Raw genomic sequence first — 18,089 nt, 5'->3', positions numbered from 1 at the left:
CCGCGCGCGTCGGGCGCGGTGATCGAAGGATTACGCGCGGCCCGGTTCGGCTACGCGTACTACCGACAGCGTCGATGCGGGGAGCGCGCGGGTCATGGCTCCTCCTTCGGCATCGGTCGGTCTGCCCCCGATGGTAGCGGTCCGGCCGCCCCGGCGCATCCGTCCACCGAACGCATGATCATTGCGGCCGTTGCGGCCGATGTGATGGAGCGCACAGGTTGCTACGTTCCGGTTCCCGCCGTCCGGCTGGCGGCGGGAATCGCGATCCCTCGACAGAAGGAACCCCTGTGAACAGCAAGTCCTGGCTCGTGACCCTGCTGCTCTGCTTCTTCCTCGGCGTGCTGGGCGTGCACCGCTTCTACGTCGGCAAGGTCGGCACCGGCATCCTCCAGCTGGTCACCTTCGGTGGCCTGGGCGTATGGGTGCTCATCGACTTCATCATGATCCTGGTCGGCAAGTTCAACGACAAGCAGGGCCAGGCCCTCGCTCGTTGATGAACCCGGCAGCCCCGGCCGCCCGCCGCGGCCGGGGCTGCCGCCTGTCGGCGCTGATATCCTGACTCTCTTGTGACCTCCGCTGACCTCGTGCCCGCCGCCGACCTCGACGACGCCGAACCGGACGACGTGCTGCCCGACGGGCGCCACCGCACCCGGATCACCACGTTCTACCCCCGCCGGGGGCGGGTGAGCGGCCGCCACGAGGACGCGCTGACCCGGCTGTGGCCGCGCTACGGGGTCACCATCGCCGAGCCGTGGACCCCGATCGACCAGGTCGCGCTGTTCGGCCGCCGGGCGCCGCTGGTGCTGGAGATCGGCTCCGGGATGGGCGACGCCACCGCCGCGATGGCCGCCGCCGACCCCGGCCGCGACTACCTGGCCGTCGAGGTGTTCCCGCCCGGCCTGGGCAACCTGCTGGCCGTGGTCGAGCAGCAGGACCTGGCCAACGTACGGGTGGCGCAGGGCGACGCGCTGCACCTGGTGCGGCACATGCTCGCCGAGGGCGCCCTCGACGCCGTGCACGTCTACTTCCCGGACCCGTGGCCCAAGGCCCGCCACCACAAGCGGCGGCTGATCCAGCCCGACACCGTGGCGCTGCTGCGCTCGCGGCTGGCCGTCGGCGGCGTGCTGCACTGCGCCACCGACTGGGCCGACTACGCCGAGCAGATGGCCGAGGTCCTGTCGGCCGACGAGGGACTGGTCAACCTGCACGACGGCTACGCCCCCCGCCCCGCCCACCGGCCGCTGACCAAGTTCGAGCAGCGCGGCGTCGCCGCCGGGCGGCAGATCTTCGACCTGCTCTACCGGCGTGCCTGAACCCGCCGCCCCCGCCCGCGGCCCCGGGCGCGCGCGGGTGCGGATCATCGTGCAGCCTGCTAGGCTCCTGCGCATGTACAACTGAGCGTGATCCCACGCCCCGCGTAGTCGACGCGCGCCGCGCACCACCGGCGGCCCGCCCCGGCGGACCGCGGCCGACTGCCCGCGGGCGTGCCGCATAGAGCCTCGAGGCCGTACCCGTCCGGGACGACGCCGCGACGTACGGCTCGTCCTGATCCGACTTCGCCCGCCCCGCCGCCCATCGGCAGCCGTCGGCGTGCCCGCATCCACAGGAGACACCATGCGTGAAGATCACAGCTCGCCGTCCGACGCGCCCGAGCCTGACGAGTCCGCCGAGCCCCAGCCCATGAACCGGGCCGAGCGCCGCGCCAAGGGCAAGGGCCAGCAGCAGCAGGCGCACGGCAAGCAGGCGTTCGTGCCCAAGAAGACCCAGGGCGGCGGCCCGCGCCTGTGGGCCAACCGCCGCGCGGGCTGACGTACCGCCGCATCCGCACCCCGCACGTCCCGCGTCCGCGCGGGGTGCGGGGTTGCTGCATTTTCGGGGAAAGTGCTGGAATTCCGGCCAAGATTCCAGCACTTTCCCCGAAAATGCGTGCAGGCCGCGACCGGTGGAAGCGGGTTTGTCGGGGGAGGTGCCTACAATCCGCCGACATGACGACACCGACCACTGTGGACGGGCCTCCCGAGGCGGGGCGCAGATGACCGCCCCGGCCACATACGCGCAGCGCCTGGCGCGCATCGAGGCCCGCATCGCCGCCCACGACCTGGCCGAGGCCGCGTCCGAACTGGTCAGTCTGCGCCGCGGCGGCGGCATGGCGGGCGACCCGGGCGAACCCAGCCTGTCCGGCATGGCCGCGACCCTGCCTCCACCCACCCTGATCGCCCTGGTCCGGGCACTGCTCGCGCACCGGCGCACGGACGGGGGCTGGCACACCGACGCCGTCCTCGGTTCGCTGTGCCCGCTGCTGCCACCCGAGCTGCCCCCGGACCTGGTGCGCGACCTGCTTTTGTTCGCCGCCGACAGCGCGTACGACATGCCGGTGATGACCCTGGCCGGGCTCGTCGCCCAGCAGCTGCGCCACGGCCCGCTGCCACCGGCGCTGCTGGCCACCATGCACCGGCGCCAGCGCGAGAGCCTCTGGCTGCGCCAGCTCACCGTCCGCGCCACCACCCCGGCCGACCCGGCCTGAACCGCCCGCCCCGCCCGCCCACCGCGCCGCCGCCGGGTGTCCGCCCGGCGGCCGACCCCGCCCGCCGCGCCGCCGCCGTTCAGCGCTCGGTGCAGACGGCCGGGGCCATCACCATGCGGTCGGTGGCGTACGCGAGCGTGATGGTCAGGCAGTAGTCCCGGTCGGGGTCCAGCCCCGGCACGGTGACCAGCTCGGTGCCCGCAGGCAGCGACTGGAGCGGCCGCATCGGCTGCCCGGCGAACGCCATCGACACGATCACCGGCGCCGCCACGTCCTCCGGGTACGTCCACGACAGCTGCACCCGGCTCCCCTCGTCGTGCAGCGTCAGCCCCGCCACCGGGGGCGCCTTGGGCGCACCGGCCGGAGCGGGCGACTCGGTGCCGTCGGGATCATCCCCGCCGGTCACCAGCATCACCGTCCCGGCCACCGCGGCGACGGCGACCAGCGCCGCACCCACCGCCAGCCCGGCGGCCAGCCGCCCCCGGCGCCGCGGCGCAACCCCGGTGCGCGGCAGCCGGTCGGTCGGCACCCGGTCGGTCGGCAGCCGCCGGTCCCCGGGCAGGGAACGGTCGTCGTAGCCGGAGCGGTTCTCATAGCCGGAGCGGTCGTCGTAGCCGGAGCGGTCGTCGTAGCCGGGGCGGTCGTCGTAGCCAGGGCGGTCGTGGTATCCGGGGCGGTCGGCGGCCGGCCCGGACGGAACGCGCCCCGGCACCGGCTCGGACGCGAGCGGCGCCGCTCGCGTCCCGAAGGACGTCAGCACGGGTTCGGGTGCGGGAGACGGCGCGGGGCGCGGCGACGGCCGAGGTCCCGGCCGCCGGACCGGCGCGCCGACCACGGGTTCGGGCTCGAAGATCTCGTCGTCGGGCCAGAACCCGTCGGTGTCGGCCCGGCCCGCGTGCGGTGCGGGCCGCTCGGCCTCGGGGGCCTGCCAGGCGGGCCGCTCGGCCTGGGCGGGCTGCCAGGCGGGCCGTTCATCGCCGTGCCCAGCCGGTTCCTCGCCGGACCAGGATCGCGGCTCAGGCGATGCCGCGTAGCGGTCGTCGGCGTGTGGCTGCCAGACTGCGTCACCGTCACCGTCACCGTCACCGGCGTGTGGCGGCCAGCCTGCCGCGCCGGTCGTCATGGGCGGCCAGCTGCCCGGGTCGTCGGCGGGCGCGGGCCACTCGCCCGGCGGGGCCGCTGCCGGGCCGGGCCGGGCCGGGGCGGTCGGCGGGTCCTCGTCCTCGTCGGGGTCGGCGGTCGGGTCGACGCCGCAGTGGTGGTGCGGGTCGGCCGGGGCGCGGGAGGCCGACTGGAGCAGGCGGTGCAGGTCGCCACCCGCGGGCTGGTCCGCGAGGTGCTCCCGGGCCTGGGCCAGCAGCCGGTGGGTCTGGTCGAAGTCGCCGCAGTCGCGCCACATCCCGGCCAGCCGCACCAGCATCCGCACCGCCATCGGGTGCCCGGCGCCGTGGCGCAGCTCGTACGCGGTGACGACGTCGGCGAGCTGCTCGCGGGCCCGCTCGCAGCGGCCCCGGGCGTGGTCGACCACCGCCGCGTCGGCGCGGGCGGCCAGGGTGCGGTCGCCGCGGTGGCCCTCGACCCGGGTCAGGTCCTCGACGAGCTGGGTGTAGAGCAGCCCGGCGCGGTCGAGTGCGCCCGTGCGGTGCTGGGCCAGGGCGAGCAGGCCGAGCGTGTGCAGGGTGCGCCGGTCGAACTCGCCGTGGTGCAGCCGCGTGGCGGTGTGGGCGTACGCGGCCCAGGTGCGGGCCGTGTGCGGTTCGTTGAGCTGGAGCATCACTCCGGCGTACAGCGCCGCGGTGTCCGCTTCGGACTCGTCGGCGGCGTGCGGATCGACGTGCGCGCGTGCCAGCTCGTCGCGCAGCAGTTGCTGGGCACCGGGAAAGTCCAGCCGGGACACCAGTTGCCGTGCTTGAGCCAGCCTTCCCCCCTCAGGCATGCAGCCATCGTGCCCGCTGGGGCACTGTCTGTGAAGTGGCCTGGTCGATCGTGCCGTGAAGTAGGCTCAGTGATCGTGCGTTTCCTGGTTTACGGCGCCGGTGCCGTGGGCGGTGCCGCTGGCGCCCTGCTGCACGAGGCCGGACATGAGACGGTCCTGCTGGCCCGGGGCGATCACCTGGCGGCGATCCGGCGCGACGGCCTGACCCTGGCCACGCCCGCCGGCCGCCGTACGGTCCCGGTCGCGGCCTGCGCCGATCCGGCCGAGCTGCCGCACCCGGTGGACGCGGTGCTGCTGGCGATGAAGGGCAACGACACCGAGGCGGCGCTGCGGGCGCTGGCGGCGGCGGTGGACCCGGCGACGCCGGTGGCCTGCCTACAGAACGGCGTCGCCAACGAGCGCGCCGCGCTGCGCCTGTTCCCGAACGTGTACGCGGTCTGCGTCGCCTTCCCCGCCACCCACCTGGAGCCCGGCGTGGTCGTGGCGCACAGCGCGCCCACTCCCGGCATCCTCGACCTGGGCCGTTACCCGTACGGCACGGACGGCACGGCGGAGCTGATCTCCGAGGCGCTGCGCGAGGCCGGGTTCGCGTCGTCCACCCGACCGGACGTGATGCGCTGGAAGTACCGCAAGCTGCTGGTGAACCTGTCCAACGCGGTCGACGCGGTGTGCGGCCGCGACGGCGGCGCGGCCGAGCTCGGCGAGCTGCTGCGCGCGGAGGCGGTCGCGGTGCTGGACGCGGCCGGGATCGACTACGCCTCGGCGGAGGAGGACCGGGTGCGACGCGGCGACACCATCGTGCGCCAGGACGTGCCCGGCACGCCGCGCGGCGGCAGCTCGTCGTGGCAGAGCCTGGCCCGGGGCACGGGCAGCATCGAGGCCGACTACCTCAACGGCGAGATCGTGCTGCTGGGGCGGCTGCACGGGGTGGCGGCGCCGTACAACGAGCACGCCCGGCGGATGGCGAACCTGTTCGCGCGCGAGGGGCGGCCGCCGGCATCGCTGCCGGCGGCCGAGTGGCGGGCGCTGCTGCCCTCATGAGGCCGCGGCGGTCCGCAGCGGCGCCGGGCGCGGCGCGGCCGGGCGGGTCGCCAGCCACGAGCCGCCGAGGATGAGGGCGAACCCGGCGAGCGTGCTGGCGTGCATCGGCTCGCCGAGCAGCACCGCGCCGAGCAGCACCGCGACGGCGGGGCTGGTGTAGGAGACCAGCCCGGCGACGCCGGACCCGGCCAGCGCGATGAGCCGGTAGTACAGCAGGAACGCCGCGGCCGTGCTGAGCAGGCCGAGCACCAGCACCGCGCCGATCGCGGAGGTGCCGGGCAGCCGGGCCGGGGCGGTGAGCACCGCGAGCGGGGCCAGCAGCGCGGCGGCGATGCCGGTGGTGCCGGTGACCACGCCCAGCGACGGCACGTCGGCCAGCCGCTTCTTGACCAGGGTGGTGGCCAGCGCGTACGAGATCCCGGCCAGCAGCACCAGCCCCGCACCCACCAGCTGCGACCCGGTGCCGCCGCCGAGGTCGAACCCGACCGCCGCGGCGACCCCGACCAGCCCCGCGAGCAGCCCGATCAGCTTGCGCCGGTCGGTGCGCTCGGCCGGGTCGATCCGCAGCGCCAGGGCGGCGATGGCCAGCGGCTGCACGGCCAGCAGCAGCGCGGTGAGCCCGGAGCTGACATGCAGCTCGCCGTACGTGATCAGCAGCTGCGGCGCGACCACGTGCACGACCGCGAGCGCGGTGACCGCCCCCCAGCGGCCGCGCAGCGGCGCCAGTGCCTTCGCGCGTACGGCGATCGGCAGCAGCACCGCGACGGCGACGGCGACGCGGCCGAAGGCGATCGCCGCCGGGGGCAGGTCGACGAGCGCGACCTTGATGAACAGGTACGGGATGCCCCACAGGACGGACATCGCGGTCAGCAGCAGCCAGGCTTGACGTCTCATGTGTCCAGCCTGCAAGCTCGCAGGCATAAGCAGTAGTCACCGCTTGCTTCATGACCTTTAAGGAATACTGATGATCGACGTCCAGCGGCTGCGCATCCTGCGGGAGGTCGCCGCGCACGGCAGCTTCAGCCGCGCCGCGAGCGCGCTGCTGCTGACCCCGTCGGCGGTGTCGCAGCACATCGCGGCCCTGGAGCGGTCGGTCGGCACCGAGGTGGTGGCGCGCGGGGCGCGCGGCACCGAACTCACCCCGGCGGGCCGGGTGCTGGTCGAGTCGGCCGAGGTGGTGCTCGCCGAGCTGACCCACGCGCGGGTGCGCCTGGACCGGCTCGCCGGGGCCGACCCCGACCTGCTCACCGTGGCGACCTTCGTCAGCGGCGGCCAGCGGCTGCTGCCGCCCGCGCTCACCCGGCTGGCCGAGTCCCGCCCCGGGCTGGAGACCACGGTCCTGGAGCACGAGCCCGAGGAGAGCCTTGCCCTGGTACGGCAGGGAAAGGCCGACCTCGCGCTGGCGTACCACTTCGACGGGCCGCCGCCGGTGCGCCCCGGCGACCGCTCCGGCCTGCTGTGGACGCCGCTGCTGGACGACCCGCTGTTCGTGGTGCTGCCCCCGGGCCACCCGCTGTCCGGCCACGCCAGCCTCGCCCTGGCCGACCTGGCCGAGCAGCGCTGGGTGCAGGGCTGCCAGAGCATCGCCGACCTGTTCGCCGGGTACGCCGCCATCGCCGGGTTCGCCCCGCGCATCTCCTGCCGCGCCACCGACTACGGCTTCGCGCTGTCGCTGGTCGCCGCCGGGGTGGGCATCGGCGTGGTCCCGTCGGTGGCGCTGGTCGGGGCGCCGCCCGGGGTGACCGCGATCCGGCTGGCCGCCCCGTGCCCGACCCGCTACCTGGGCGCGGTCACCGCCCCCGGCCGCACCCGCCCCGTCACCCAGGACCTCCTGCACACCCTCCAGCAGCTCGCCGCACCCCACCCCTGACCGGTCACACCCAGCCGCACCCGCTCACCACCCGTTTTTCATAAACGTTGGCCTATCTCATCGATTCGCAGTAGATCGAAGTCAATGAGATAGGCCAACGTTTATGAAAGGCGTGGACCCGAGCCGTTGGGCGTGGACTCTCGGGCCGTTTTGCGCGGACTCTACCGGTATGGTGGCCCGCACGACGAGCAGGGGAGCGGTGGGATGGCGCGGGCGATCGCGGGACTGACCGTGGCGGTGACGGGTGCCGCCCGGGGGATCGGCGCGGCGATCGCCGCCGAACTGGCCGCGGCCGGAGCCCGTGTCGTGCTCGGCGATCTGGACGCCGCCGCCGTGACCGCGACCGCCGCCGCGCTGCCCGGCGAGACCCTGGCCGTGCCGCTGGACGTCACCGACCCCGACTCGGTGACCGCCTTCCTCGACCGGGCCGAGGCGGCGTTCGGCCCGGTGGACGTGCTGGTCAACAACGCGGGCGTGATGTGGGTCGGCCCGTTCGCCGATGAGCCGCACGCCGCCGCCCGACGGCAGTTCGACGTCAACGTGCACGGCGTACGCCACGGCTTCCTGGCCGCCGCCCCGCGCATGCGGGCCCGGGGCCGGGGCCACATCGTCACCGTCGCCTCGGCGGCCAGCCGGATCAGCCCGCCCGGCGAGGCCACCTACGCCGCCACCAAGCACGCCGTGTACGGCTTCGCCCTGGCCGCCCGCCACGAGCTGGCCGGCACCGGCGTGCAGGTGACCGTGGTGATGCCGTCTGTCGTGGAGACCGAACTCGCGGCGGGCACCAGCCACGGCTCGGTGCGGCGGCTGACCACGGCCGAGGTGGCGCGGGCGGTCGTGCGGGCGATCCGGCGGCCCCGGTTCGAGGTGTTCGTGCCGTGGCGGCTGAACCCGCTGACCCGGCTGCTGGCGCTGCTGCCGCAGGGCGGGCGGGACGTGGCATACCGGCTGCTGGTGCCGGACCAGGTGGTGCTGCGCGACGACGCGGCCCGGGTCCGCTATCAGGACGAGGCGGGACTGTCCGAACGGGATGCCCGATAGGGACGAACGTCTTGTGACCTAGGTCACCGGAATATTACCCTTCGGTAACCGCGTGCCCGCGCGGTAGCGGTGCCCCGACCCGGTTGCTGTGCGCTGAGCTCGGGAAACCGTACGCCCCCGTCTTCTCCGTCCCCCTGGAAGGCAGGCCCCCATGCGCCTCGCGCGCCCCTCCCTCGTGCTCGCGGCCGCCGCGGCCGCGGTCATGCTGCTGGCCAGCCCGGCCGCCGCCGCCGTCACCCCGCCCGACTCCATGGCCAGCATGGGTGACTCGATCACCCGCGGCTTCAACGCCTGCGGCTGGTACTCCGACTGCACCGCCCGGTCGTTCAGCACCGGCAACTACGCCTCGGTGAGCAGCCACTACTCGCGCATCCTGGCCAAGAACGCCGCCATCAGCGGCAAGAACTACAACGACGCCAAGAGCGGGGCCAAGGCCGCCGACATGCCCGGCCAGGCGGCCACGGCGGTCAGCCAGAACGCGCAGTACGTCACGATCCTGATCGGTGCCAACGACGCGTGCACCAGCACCGAGGCGTCGATGACCTCGATCGCCTCGTACCGTGCCTCGATCGACTCGGCGCTCGGCACGCTCAAGGCCGGCCTGCCGAACGCGAAGGTCGCGCTGATCTCCGTCCCGGACGTCAAGCGGCTGTGGCAGGTCGGCAAGGACAGCTCCTCGGCCCGGTCGACCTGGTCGCTGTTCGGCATCTGCCAGTCGCTGCTGGCCAACCCGACCTCGACCGCGCAGGCCGACGTCGACCGCCGCGACCGCGTCCGCCAGCGGGTGATCGATTTCAACGCCCAGCTCGCCCAGGCCTGCGCCGCCTACGGCGCCAACTGCGACTTCGACGACAACGCGGTGTTCAACTACCCGTTCGCGCTCTCGCAGGTGTCGACGTGGGACTACTTCCACCCGAACACCTCCGGCCAGGCGGTTCTCGCCCAGATCTCCTACGCCGCCGGCTTCGGTTTCTGAGCCGGGATGGCACAGAAAAAATCGACAACACTCTTTACTGTTAACACTCTTAAACCCTAGGGTGTACCCAAGCTCATGAGCGCCTGAAGAGTCTTCTAGCTCGCCGTCGGGCGACGTGCTCCCTGCAGCCGTCGCCCGCCGCGCGCTACCGACGAAAGGGCTCCCCCCGCCATGAGAAGATCCCTGCGCGCCGGTCTCGCCACGCTCAGCGTGGCCCTGATCGCCGGTGCCGCCTCGCTGCTCGGCTCCACCCCCGCCTACGCCGCCACGGCCGCCTTCACCAAGGTGCAGGACTGGGGCACCGGCTACGAGGGCAAGTTCATCGTCATTAACAACACCTCCAGCACCATCACCAGCTGGAACGTGCAGTTCGACCTCCCCTCCGGCGCCACCATGGGCACCGCCTGGGACGCGGTCGTCACCACGTCCGGCCAGCACGTCACCGCGACGAACGCGGGCTGGAACGGCACCGTCGCCCCCGGCGGCACCGCCTCGTTCGGGTTCAACGTGAGCGGCTCCGGCAACCCGCTCAACTGCACCGTCAACGGGGCCTCCTGCGGCGGCGGCACCCCGCCGTCCTCGCCGCCCCCGGCCGGGGTCCCCGGCAAGCCGGGCAACCCCGCCGTCGGGACGGTCACCAACACCTCGATCGCGCTGAGCTGGGGCGCCTCCACCGGCACCGTCACCGGCTACCGCGTGTACGAGGGCAGCACGGTGAAGGCCACCGTCACCGGCACCTCGGCGACGATCAGCGGCCTGGGCGCCTGCACGGCGCACACGTACACCGTGAAGGCGTACAACGGCAACGGCGAGTCCGCCGCCAGCAACGCCGCCAGTGCCACCACCACGGGCTGCACCACCAGCGGCTTCAAGGGCGCCGCGCCGTACTACTACGTCGGCTGGGGCAACCCGCCCAGCGTCAGCACGGTCATGTCGGCCACCGGCATCAAGTGGTTCACCATGGCGTTCGTGCTCTCCGGCGGCGGCTGCACCCCGGCCTGGGACGGCAGCCGGCCGCTGACCGGCGGCGCCGACCAGAGCACCATCAACGCGATCAAGGCGGCGGGCGGCGACATCGTGCCGTCGTTCGGCGGGTACAGCGGCAACAAGCTCGGCCCGAACTGCTCCACCGCCGCGGCGCTGGCCGGGGCGTACCAGCAGGTCATCAACGCGTACAGCCTGAAGGCCATCGACATCGACATCGAGAACACCGACGAGTTCGAGAACGAGGCCGTGCAGGACCGCATCCTCAACGCGCTGAAGATCGTCAAGCAGAACAACCCCGGCATCAAGACGATCATCACGTTCGGCACCACGACCACCGGCCCGAACTGGTGGGGCACCCGCCTGATCAACCAGTCGGCGGCGCTGGGCACCAACATCGACATCTTCACGATCATGCCGTTCGACTTCGGCGGCGGCGCGAACATGTACCAGAACACGGTCAACGCCACCGAGGGGCTCAAGAACGCCCTGAAGACGGCGTACGGCTGGAGCGACGCCACGGCGTACGCCCACATCGGCATCTCCGGCATGAACGGCCTGTCCGACCAGCAGGAGCTGACCAGCACCGCGACCTGGACCCAGATCCGCGACTGGGCCAACAGCCACGCCATCGCGCGCCTGGCGTTCTGGTCGGTCAACCGCGACCGGGGCTGCGCCGGCGGCGGCGTGGTCTCCAACTGCTCCGGCATCGCCCAGTCCGACTGGGACTTCACCCGCATCACCGCCGGCTTCACCCGCTGACCGCCCCGACCGGCCCGACCGGGTGACCGGCCGACCGGTCCCCTAGATCCACAAAGTTGCCGGGCAATCGGGCGTGTCGGTGGTCAAGATACGCACGATTGCCCGGCAACATGAACGATCAAGGGGGATCGGCCACGGGTTCGCCGGAGATCGCCCGCGGGCGCAAAGCGGACAATTAGTGTGAGCGCATGGACCGCAGTGGCGAGCTCAGCTCGGCGCGCCGCAACGCCGTCTTCGTCACGGTCGCGCTCGGCATGCTCCTGGCCGCCCTCGACCAGACCATCGTCGGCACCGCGCTGCCCACCATCGTCGGCGACCTCGGCGGGGCCTCCCATCTGTCCTGGGTGGTGACCGCGTACCTGCTCGCCGAGACCATCGCCACGGCGCTGGCGGGCAAGCTCGGCGACCTGTTCGGGCGCAAGGCGCTGTTCCAGGTATGCATCACGATCTTCCTGGTCGCCTCGTTCTTCTGCGGGTTCGCCCACAACATGGCCTGGCTGATCGCCTGGCGCGGCGTGCAGGGCGCGGGTGCCGGCGGCATCCTGGTCACCGCGATGGCCCTGATCGCCGACTACATCCCGCTGCGCGAGCGCGGCAAGTACCAGGGAGCCCTGGGCGCGGTCTTCGGCGTCGTCACCGTGCTCGGCCCGCTGCTGGGCGGCCTGTTCACCGACCACGCCTCCTGGCGCTGGGCCTTCTACGTCAACATCCCCGTCGGCATCGTCGTCATGATCGTCTGTGCGCTGTCGATGCCGAAGCTGCCGACCGTGGCCCGCCCCGTCATCGACTACCTGGGCATCGGCGCCATCGCCGTCGCGTCCACCTGCCTCATCCTGATGACCAGCTGGGGCGGCACCGAGTACCCGTGGGGCTCGTCCACCATCATCGGCCTGGGCGTGGGCGGCCTGATCGCGCTCGCCCTGTTCGTATGGATCGAGCTGCGCGCCCGCGAGCCCATGCTGCCGATGCGGCTGTTCGCCAACCCGGTGTTCACCGTCTGCGGCATCCTCAGCTTCATCGTCGGCTTCTCCATGTTCGGCGCGCTGACCTTCCTGCCCACCTTCATGCAGTACGTCCAGGGCGCCTCGGCCACCGCCTCCGGCCTGCGCATGCTGCCGATGGTCATCGGCCTGCTGATCACCTCGATCGCCAGCGGCACCGTCGTCGGGCGCACCGGGCAGTACAAGTGGTTCCCGGTCGTCGGCGGCCTGGTCACCGCGCTGGGCATGTACCTGCTGTCACTGATGGACGCCTCCACCACGCTGGTGGTCGAGTCGCTGTTCCTGTTCGTGCTGGGCCTGGGGCTGGGCATGAGCATGCAGGTGCTCACCATCGTCGTGCAGAACACCGTCAGCTACCACGACCTGGGCGTGTCCACCTCCGGCGTGACGTTCCTGCGGACGCTGGGCGCCTCGTTCGGGGTGGCACTGTTCGGCACCGTGTACGCCCACGCGCTCAACCAGCAGATCGCGCGCTTCGGGCCGCTGCCCGCCGGGGTGGACCTGCACGTGCTGGAGAGCCCGGCGGGGGTGCGCTCGCTGCCCGAGCCGCTGCGGGCACTGGTCGTCGACGGGTACGCCGAGTCGCTGCAGACCGTGTTCCGGACCGCCGTACCCATCGGGCTGCTCGCCGCCGTGGTCGCGCTGCTGCTCAAGCAGGTCCCGCTGCGCGACACCGCCCGCGCCGCCGCCACCGACCTCGGCGAGGGCTTCGGCATGCCCGACGCGGGCGACCGCGAGGAGAACCTGGAAAGGGCCATCGCCACGGTATGGCGCCACCGCGGCCCCACCGCCGCCCCCGGCGTGCTGGCCTCGGCCGGGATCTCCGGCGGCATCGGCCTGGCCTGGTGCCTGTCGCGGGTCGTCCTGTTCGCCGAGCACTACGGCCGCGCCCGGGTGGACCAGATCGCCCGCCACTACCACCTGCCGCCCCAGGTGCTGTGGCCCGCCTACCAGCGCTGCGTCGAGGACGGCTACGTCACGGCGGCGGGCGGCGACGTGGCCCTCACCCCGCGCGGCGTCGCCGAGTACGACCGCATCGCCGCCGCCTGGCGCCAGTGGCTGTCCGGCGAACTCGCCGACTGGGAGGACGCCTCCGACACCGACTTCTCCGACGCGGTGCGCTCGGCCGCGCGCCAGCTCGTCTTCGAGGACGAGCCGGCCGCCCGCGAGCCCGCCCCACACTCCCTCCGGGGGTAACCGTCCCCGGCGGCAACCGTCCCCGGGCGGTAACCGTCCCGGGCGGCAAGGACGGGCGTCTTCTTGTCGCTTTCTGCGGGGAAGGGCACTTGCCGGTGATGTGGCGCGGACGTGACGGAGATGTGAACCACGTCCGCCCCTCGGGACGGTGCTCGGATCTTGGCGCGTACCCGTGCCACGCTGGTGCCGTGAACGGGACCGGAGCGGTGGTGGCGGTGGTGGCGCTGGTCGCCGCGACCGCGGCCGGGCTGGTCCACCGGCGGCGCGCGGGTACCGTACGTCGGGTGTCGAACGACGACGGCCAGACCGCGCTGCTGCGCGACCTCGGCGTGCCCGGCGGGACCGTCACGCTGCTCCAGTTCTCGTCCGCGTTCTGCGCCCCGTGCCGCGCCACCCGGGTGATCTGCGCGCACGTCGCCGAGACCGTCCCCGGCGTCGCCCACGTCGAGATCGACGCGGAGAGCAGGCTGGAGGCGGTGCGCGCGCTGGACATCTGGCGTACGCCCACCGTCCTGGTCGTCGACCGGGCCGGCCGGATCGCCGGGCGCGCCCAGGGCACCCCGACCCGCGCACAGGTCCTGGCCGCCGTCGCGCCCCTGCTGGCCGCCGTCGCGCCGACCTCCGCCGACACCTCAGCCGCCGACACCTCCGCCGACACCGAGAAGAGTCCCGCATGACCGACCCCAGAGGTCCCCGTTTCGGCGCCGTGATCACGACGTTCGTGGTGCTGGCGGTGCTGCTCACCGGATCGGGATGGCTGATGCTGGCGCAGGCGGCGGTGTTCGCGGTCACGGCCGCGTGGCCCCGGCTGGGGCCGTACGGCCTGGTGTACCGCGTCCTGGTCGCCCCGCGCCTGGCGCCGCCCGCCGAACTGGAGCCGCTGGCACCGGTGCGCTTCGCCCAAGCGGTCGGGCTGGGGTTCGCGCTGGTGTCGGCGGCCGGATACCTATCGGGCGCCACTGTCGTCGGGGCGGTCGCGGCCGGGTTCGCGCTGGTCGCGGCCTTCCTCAACGGCGCGTTCGGGCTCTGCCTGGGCTGCGAGCTGTTCCTGGCGTACCGCCGCCTCACCGGCCGCCCCCTCGCCGCCCGCGTCCCGACCCCCTGACCACCCGCCCACTCTGACCACCCGCCCGCTGCCGCGCGCCTTCCGGCGATGATCGCCGCCCACGGTCGATACCTGCTGCCGAAGCGCAGATCCTGACCGCAACCGCCGATCATCGGGGCCACCCACCGGAAGACCTGCCTCACCGCCGGGTTCCGCCATGCCCTGCGACGGCAACCCGCGCAGTGAAACCCCGGAGCCGACGATCTTCGCCCCGTCGCCGCCCACATCCCGATTCCCGGACCGCCCCGCCCCGCCCCCGCCTGCCCGCTGCCGCACGGCTTCCGGCGATGATCGCCGCCTACGGTCGATACCTGCTGCCGAAGCGCAGATCCTGACCGCAAACGCCGATCATCGGGGCCACCCACCGAAGGACCCGCATCACCGCCGGGTTCCGCCATGCCCTGCGACGGCAACCCGCGTGGTGGAACGCCCGGAGTCGGCGATCTTCGCCTCGTCGCTAGCCATGATCACTGTCTGCGGTCGCGATATCGCCACAGACCGCAGCTTGTGACCGAGGACCGCGATCTTGCGACCCGACCCGACCCGCCCGGCCCGGCCCGGCCCGCCCGACCTGGCCCGGCCCGGCCCGGCCCGCCCGACCTGGCCCGGCCCGGCCCGGCCCGCCCGACCTGGCCCGGCCCGCCCGACCTGGCCCGGCCCGCCCGACCTGGCCCGGCCCGCCCGCCCTGGCCCGGCCCGCCCGCCCTGGCCCGGCCCGCCCGACCTGGCCCGGCCCGCCCGCCCTGGCTCGCCCCGACCCGGCCCGCCCTGGCTCGGCCCGGCCCGGCCCGGTTCTTGCGTGAGTTGATCACGGCGCCAGGGTGGGGACACGCCGTCGAACACGGCCATAAGTTCATGATCAACGTGTCGGGGTTGGCCGGGGCGGGGGCGTGGGGTGGGGTGGGGGAAAGGGAGGCCCCGCGGGCCGGTGGGCGCCGCGGGGCCGGGGGTGTCGGGGGTGTCGGGGGTGGGCTGGGTCAGCCGCGGCCGGGTTCTAGGCGGCGCATGGCGAGGCGGGTGAGCAGGGTCAGGACGACCAGCTGCACCGAGATGAAGATCACTGCCCGCCACCAGGTCGTGGCGTCGTGGTTGAACAGCGGGTCCTGGAACAGCTTCGGCAGCATCTTGCCGACGTCGACGGTGGCCGCCGCAGCGCTGAAGCCCCACCGGGTCGGGAAGAACCAGGCGATGATCTCCATCATCTGGTTGCCCGCGAGCAGGAACAGGCCGCCGGAGAAGACCAGCTGGGCCATGACCACCACGACCATGATCGGCGTGGTCTGCTCGGAGGTGCGCGCCAGCGCGCTGATGAGCAGGCCGAGCACGGTCGAGACCAGCGCCACCGCCACCATCGCCACGATGATCTCGGCGGTCTGGCTCGGGACCACCAGGTACGACGACGGGGTGCCCTTGAACAGCGCGAGGTACACGAACAGTGCCACCTGCGCGGTGTTGATCAGGAAGAACACCGTCAGCTTGGAGGCCAGGTACGCCGCGGCCGACAGGCCGACCGCCCGTTCCCGGGCGTAGATCGGCGCCTCGCCGACGATCTCGCGCATCGACGCGGCCGTGCCGATGAAGGCGGCGCCGGTGACGAGGACGACCAGCAGCTGCATCGCCTCCAGGCTGATGATCCGCTGCATGGCCAGGCCGTGCTCGCCGGGCACGGTGTAGGACAGGCCCGCCAGGATCAGCGGCATCGCCAGCAGGAACAGGCTGAACCCGCGGTCGGAGAAGATCACGTTGAGCATGCGCAGGCACAGCGTGAAGTACTGCCGGATCGGCGCGCTGGGGTTGCGCGCGAACAGCCGGAACGTCCGTTTGTCCATGTTCACGGTGCCGGGCTTGGCCGCGGCAACGTTGGGCCGGATGCGCACGCCCTGGGCGTCGACGCTGGCCGCCGGGGCCGGTTCGGCGTCGTCGGCCGGGTTGACGGGCAGCTCGACCGCACCGGTGTCGATGAGCGTCTGCTCGTCGGTGCGCTGGGCCGGGATGGACGCGACCGGGTCGGCGGCGGCCGGCTCGGCGGGCGCCGGGGCGGCCTCCGTGCGGGTGACCGGGGCGACGGCGCTGACGTAGCGGGCGTACAGCGGGGAGTTGCGGAAGGCGCGGGTCCACCGCTCCGGCTCGTCAGTGATCTTGGTGAAGACGTCGGCGTAGTCGTCGGCGCCGAAGAACTCCAGCAGCTGGTCCGGCGGGCCGAAGTAGCCCATGGTGCCGCCCAGGCACATCACCAGCACCCGGTCGCACATGTCCAGGTGCAGCACGCTGTGGGTGACCACCACGACGGTCTTGCCCTTGTCGGCGAGCTCGCGCAGCTCGGTCATGACGCCCTTGTCCAGCGCCGGGTCCAGGCCCGAGGTGGGCTCGTCCAGGCACAGCAGCGACGGCTCGGTGAGCAGCTCCATCGCGACCGACGCGCGCTTGCGCTGGCCGCCGGAGAGCGTGTCGATGCGCGCCTTGGCCCGGTGGGTCAGGCGCATCGTCTCCATGACCTCGTTGACCTTGGCCCAGCGCGTCTTGCGCGGCACGTCGTCGGCGAAGCGCAGCGCGGCGGCGTAGCGCAGCGCCGTGCGGACCTTGAGCTGCTTGTGCAGCACGTCGTCCTGCGGGACCATGCCGATGCGGTAGCGCAGCTGGGCGTAGTCGGCGTAGAGGTCCTGCCCGCCGTACCACAGCCGGCCCTGGGTGGCCGGGCGCAGGCCGGTCAGCGCCTTGAGCAGCGTCGACTTGCCGCAGCCGCTGGGCCCGATCAGCGCCAGCAGGCTGCCCTCCTGGAGGGAGAAGCTGACGTCGTCGATGAGCACCTTGTTGCCGATGCGCACGGTGAGGTCGTCGGCGACGATCGAGGCCGGGCCGGTGTCGACGTACGCGTGCAGCCGGTCGCCGTCGAACAGCATCTCGTGCCGGCCGATCGACACCTTGTCGCCGGCGTGCAGGATCGTGGCCTTGAGCACCCGGCGTCCGTTGAGGAAGGTGCCGTTGCGGCTGCCCAGGTCGACGATCTGGTAGGTGTTGCCGACCCGCCGCAGCTCCGCGTGGTGGCGCGACGCCTGCAGGTCGCTGATGACTATGTCGTTGTCGCTGTCGCGTCCCAGTCGGGTGCGGGCGGCGCCGTCGCCGGCCGCCGATCCGGAGCCGGCCGGCGACGCGGCCGGCTGGGCGGAGGTGGTGGGGTCGTTGGACACCCGGTCATCCTTGCGGCAAGGTCAGCGCAGGGCAAGCGACGGACGGCCGGAATGAGCCGCCGTCAGGAACACGACCGGCGGTGATTCCCGGACGTGATCACGGCCACCATGTTCGGCAATGCCGCAGATCGGCGCTATGGTGGTCGAGGTCGGTGCGTGGACAGTGTCCCCGGGCCTCAAATACAAAGCCTTCACGGAATACCGTACGGCTGGAGCCGTGTCGCGCCACTCGCCGCGAGGCGACCGCACGCACCGACCATAACCTTTCCTAGGAGCCGCGCCCTGCCCAGTGGCGCGGCTCCTTCGTGTCTCGCCAACCGCCCGCCGCCGGATCCCGATCAGCTCCGGAAGCGGGCGGTCTCTTCGGCACCGCCAGGCGATACTTCGGCGAGAGTACCAACAAAATAGCCGCCCATCCATCCCCTGTCGAGGCGGATCGCGGCGGCCCTGGTGGTGCCACCTCG

16 protein-coding genes are annotated in these 18,089 nt (G+C 73.0%); 13 read left to right on the top strand and 3 right to left on the bottom strand.

The genetic code is table 11. The features are described 5' to 3' along the window. Nucleotides 1–287: 287 nt before the first annotated feature. From Cs7R123_RS29645 to Cs7R123_RS29630, 4 genes are all read left to right on the top strand, one after another. Nucleotides 288–494: a TM2 domain-containing protein gene (locus tag Cs7R123_RS29645; protein WP_212831283.1), complete on the top strand. Its 207-nt coding sequence runs from the start codon at nucleotides 288–290 to the stop codon at nucleotides 492–494. Nucleotides 495–623: 129 nt separating this feature from the next. Continuing rightward, entirely contained in the window at nucleotides 624–1,313 is a 690-nt protein-coding gene (gene trmB, locus Cs7R123_RS29640) for a tRNA (guanosine(46)-N7)-methyltransferase TrmB (protein ID WP_212834641.1), read from the top strand. A gap of 301 nt (nucleotides 1,314–1,614) precedes the next feature. Beyond that, the gene (locus Cs7R123_RS29635) at nucleotides 1,615–1,809 is read left to right on the top strand and encodes a hypothetical protein (protein ID WP_212831281.1); all 195 of its coding nucleotides are present in this window, start codon (nucleotides 1,615–1,617) and stop codon (nucleotides 1,807–1,809) included. A 223-nt stretch (nucleotides 1,810–2,032) separates the two neighbouring features. Then, nucleotides 2,033–2,524 carry a hypothetical protein gene (locus Cs7R123_RS29630; protein ID WP_212831280.1) on the top strand — a complete coding sequence of 164 codons (492 nt, stop codon included), beginning with the start codon at nucleotides 2,033–2,035 and terminating at the stop codon, nucleotides 2,522–2,524. A gap of 79 nt (nucleotides 2,525–2,603) precedes the next feature. On the opposite strand, the gene Cs7R123_RS29625 is transcribed toward Cs7R123_RS29630, so the two are convergent. Further along, nucleotides 2,604–4,460, bottom strand: a complete 1,857-nt coding sequence (locus tag Cs7R123_RS29625) for a hypothetical protein (RefSeq protein WP_212831278.1) — start codon at nucleotides 4,458–4,460, stop codon at nucleotides 2,604–2,606. Between the two features lie 75 nt (nucleotides 4,461–4,535). Here Cs7R123_RS29625 and Cs7R123_RS29620 point away from each other — a divergent pair, with 75 nt between their 5' ends. Beyond that, the gene (locus tag Cs7R123_RS29620) at nucleotides 4,536–5,501 is read left to right on the top strand and encodes a ketopantoate reductase family protein (protein WP_212831276.1); all 966 of its coding nucleotides are present in this window, start codon (nucleotides 4,536–4,538) and stop codon (nucleotides 5,499–5,501) included. Here the strand turns inward: Cs7R123_RS29620 and Cs7R123_RS29615 are convergent. Beyond that, the gene (locus Cs7R123_RS29615) at nucleotides 5,496–6,395 is read right to left on the bottom strand and encodes a DMT family transporter (RefSeq protein WP_212831274.1); all 900 of its coding nucleotides are present in this window, start codon (nucleotides 6,393–6,395) and stop codon (nucleotides 5,496–5,498) included. The genes Cs7R123_RS29620 and Cs7R123_RS29615 overlap by 6 nt on opposite strands. A 70-nt stretch (nucleotides 6,396–6,465) precedes the next feature. On the opposite strand from Cs7R123_RS29615, the gene Cs7R123_RS29610 reads away from it, so the two are divergent. The 8 genes from Cs7R123_RS29610 to Cs7R123_RS29575 all read left to right on the top strand — a co-directional run bounded on the left by Cs7R123_RS29610 (nucleotide 6,466) and on the right by Cs7R123_RS29575 (nucleotide 15,245). Beyond that, nucleotides 6,466–7,371 carry a LysR family transcriptional regulator gene (locus tag Cs7R123_RS29610; RefSeq protein ID WP_212831272.1) on the top strand — a complete coding sequence of 302 codons (906 nt, stop codon included), beginning with the start codon at nucleotides 6,466–6,468 and terminating at the stop codon, nucleotides 7,369–7,371. Between the two features lie 204 nt (nucleotides 7,372–7,575). After that, a complete protein-coding gene (locus Cs7R123_RS29605; protein ID WP_212831270.1) occupies nucleotides 7,576–8,412 on the top strand; it encodes an SDR family NAD(P)-dependent oxidoreductase in 837 nt (278 codons plus the stop codon). Between the two features lie 151 nt (nucleotides 8,413–8,563). Then, complete coding sequence (locus Cs7R123_RS29600) at nucleotides 8,564–9,388, top strand: GDSL-type esterase/lipase family protein (protein ID WP_212831269.1); 825 nt, start codon at nucleotides 8,564–8,566, stop codon at nucleotides 9,386–9,388. Between the two features lie 171 nt (nucleotides 9,389–9,559). After that, nucleotides 9,560–11,134, top strand: a complete 1,575-nt coding sequence (locus Cs7R123_RS29595) for a cellulose binding domain-containing protein (protein ID WP_212831268.1) — start codon at nucleotides 9,560–9,562, stop codon at nucleotides 11,132–11,134. A 188-nt stretch (nucleotides 11,135–11,322) separates the two neighbouring features. Then, nucleotides 11,323–13,332 carry an MDR family MFS transporter gene (locus Cs7R123_RS29590; RefSeq protein ID WP_212831267.1) on the top strand — a complete coding sequence of 670 codons (2,010 nt, stop codon included), beginning with the start codon at nucleotides 11,323–11,325 and terminating at the stop codon, nucleotides 13,330–13,332. Between the two features lie 188 nt (nucleotides 13,333–13,520). Continuing rightward, a complete protein-coding gene (locus Cs7R123_RS29585; protein ID WP_212831265.1) occupies nucleotides 13,521–14,009 on the top strand; it encodes a thioredoxin family protein in 489 nt (162 codons plus the stop codon). Beyond that, complete coding sequence (locus Cs7R123_RS29580) at nucleotides 14,006–14,437, top strand: DUF4395 domain-containing protein (protein ID WP_212831263.1); 432 nt, start codon at nucleotides 14,006–14,008, stop codon at nucleotides 14,435–14,437. The genes Cs7R123_RS29585 and Cs7R123_RS29580 overlap by 4 nt, the downstream gene beginning before the upstream one ends. 526 nt (nucleotides 14,438–14,963) lie before the next feature. After that, nucleotides 14,964–15,245: a hypothetical protein gene (locus Cs7R123_RS29575; protein WP_212835145.1), complete on the top strand. Its 282-nt coding sequence runs from the start codon at nucleotides 14,964–14,966 to the stop codon at nucleotides 15,243–15,245. 169 nt (nucleotides 15,246–15,414) lie between these two features. Here the strand turns inward: Cs7R123_RS29575 and Cs7R123_RS29570 are convergent, their stop codons facing one another. Continuing rightward, nucleotides 15,415–17,625 (bottom strand): ATP-binding cassette domain-containing protein, encoded by a 2,211-nt coding sequence (locus tag Cs7R123_RS29570; RefSeq protein ID WP_212831262.1) that lies wholly within the window; start codon nucleotides 17,623–17,625, stop codon nucleotides 15,415–15,417. Nucleotides 17,626–18,089 lie beyond the last annotated feature (464 nt).

The sequence above is a fragment of the Catellatospora sp. TT07R-123 genome, assembly GCF_018327705.1.
In the GTDB taxonomy this organism is placed as follows: Bacteria; Actinomycetota; Actinomycetes; order Mycobacteriales; family Micromonosporaceae; genus Catellatospora.
This window is presented reverse-complemented; position numbering and strand designations above follow the sequence as displayed.

Bases quoted from the DNA above. Each gene is read 5' to 3' on its own strand.
- Cs7R123_RS29630 (WP_212831280.1), top strand. From the start codon at position 2,033: ATGACCGCCCCGGCCACATACGCGCAGCGCCTGGCGCGCATCGAGGCC.
- Cs7R123_RS29580 (WP_212831263.1), top strand. From the start codon at position 14,006: ATGACCGACCCCAGAGGTCCCCGTTTCGGCGCCGTGATCACGACGTTC.
- Cs7R123_RS29600 (WP_212831269.1), top strand. From the start codon at position 8,564: ATGCGCCTCGCGCGCCCCTCCCTCGTGCTCGCGGCCGCCGCGGCCGCG.
- Cs7R123_RS29615 (WP_212831274.1), bottom strand. From the start codon at position 6,395: ATGAGACGTCAAGCCTGGCTGCTGCTGACCGCGATGTCCGTCCTGTGG.
- Cs7R123_RS29635 (WP_212831281.1), top strand. From the start codon at position 1,615: ATGCGTGAAGATCACAGCTCGCCGTCCGACGCGCCCGAGCCTGACGAG.
- Cs7R123_RS29610 (WP_212831272.1), top strand. From the start codon at position 6,466: ATGATCGACGTCCAGCGGCTGCGCATCCTGCGGGAGGTCGCCGCGCAC.
- Cs7R123_RS29605 (WP_212831270.1), top strand. From the start codon at position 7,576: ATGGCGCGGGCGATCGCGGGACTGACCGTGGCGGTGACGGGTGCCGCC.
- Cs7R123_RS29625 (WP_212831278.1), bottom strand. From the start codon at position 4,460: ATGCCTGAGGGGGGAAGGCTGGCTCAAGCACGGCAACTGGTGTCCCGG.
- Cs7R123_RS29590 (WP_212831267.1), top strand. From the start codon at position 11,323: ATGGACCGCAGTGGCGAGCTCAGCTCGGCGCGCCGCAACGCCGTCTTC.
- Cs7R123_RS29595 (WP_212831268.1), top strand. From the start codon at position 9,560: ATGAGAAGATCCCTGCGCGCCGGTCTCGCCACGCTCAGCGTGGCCCTG.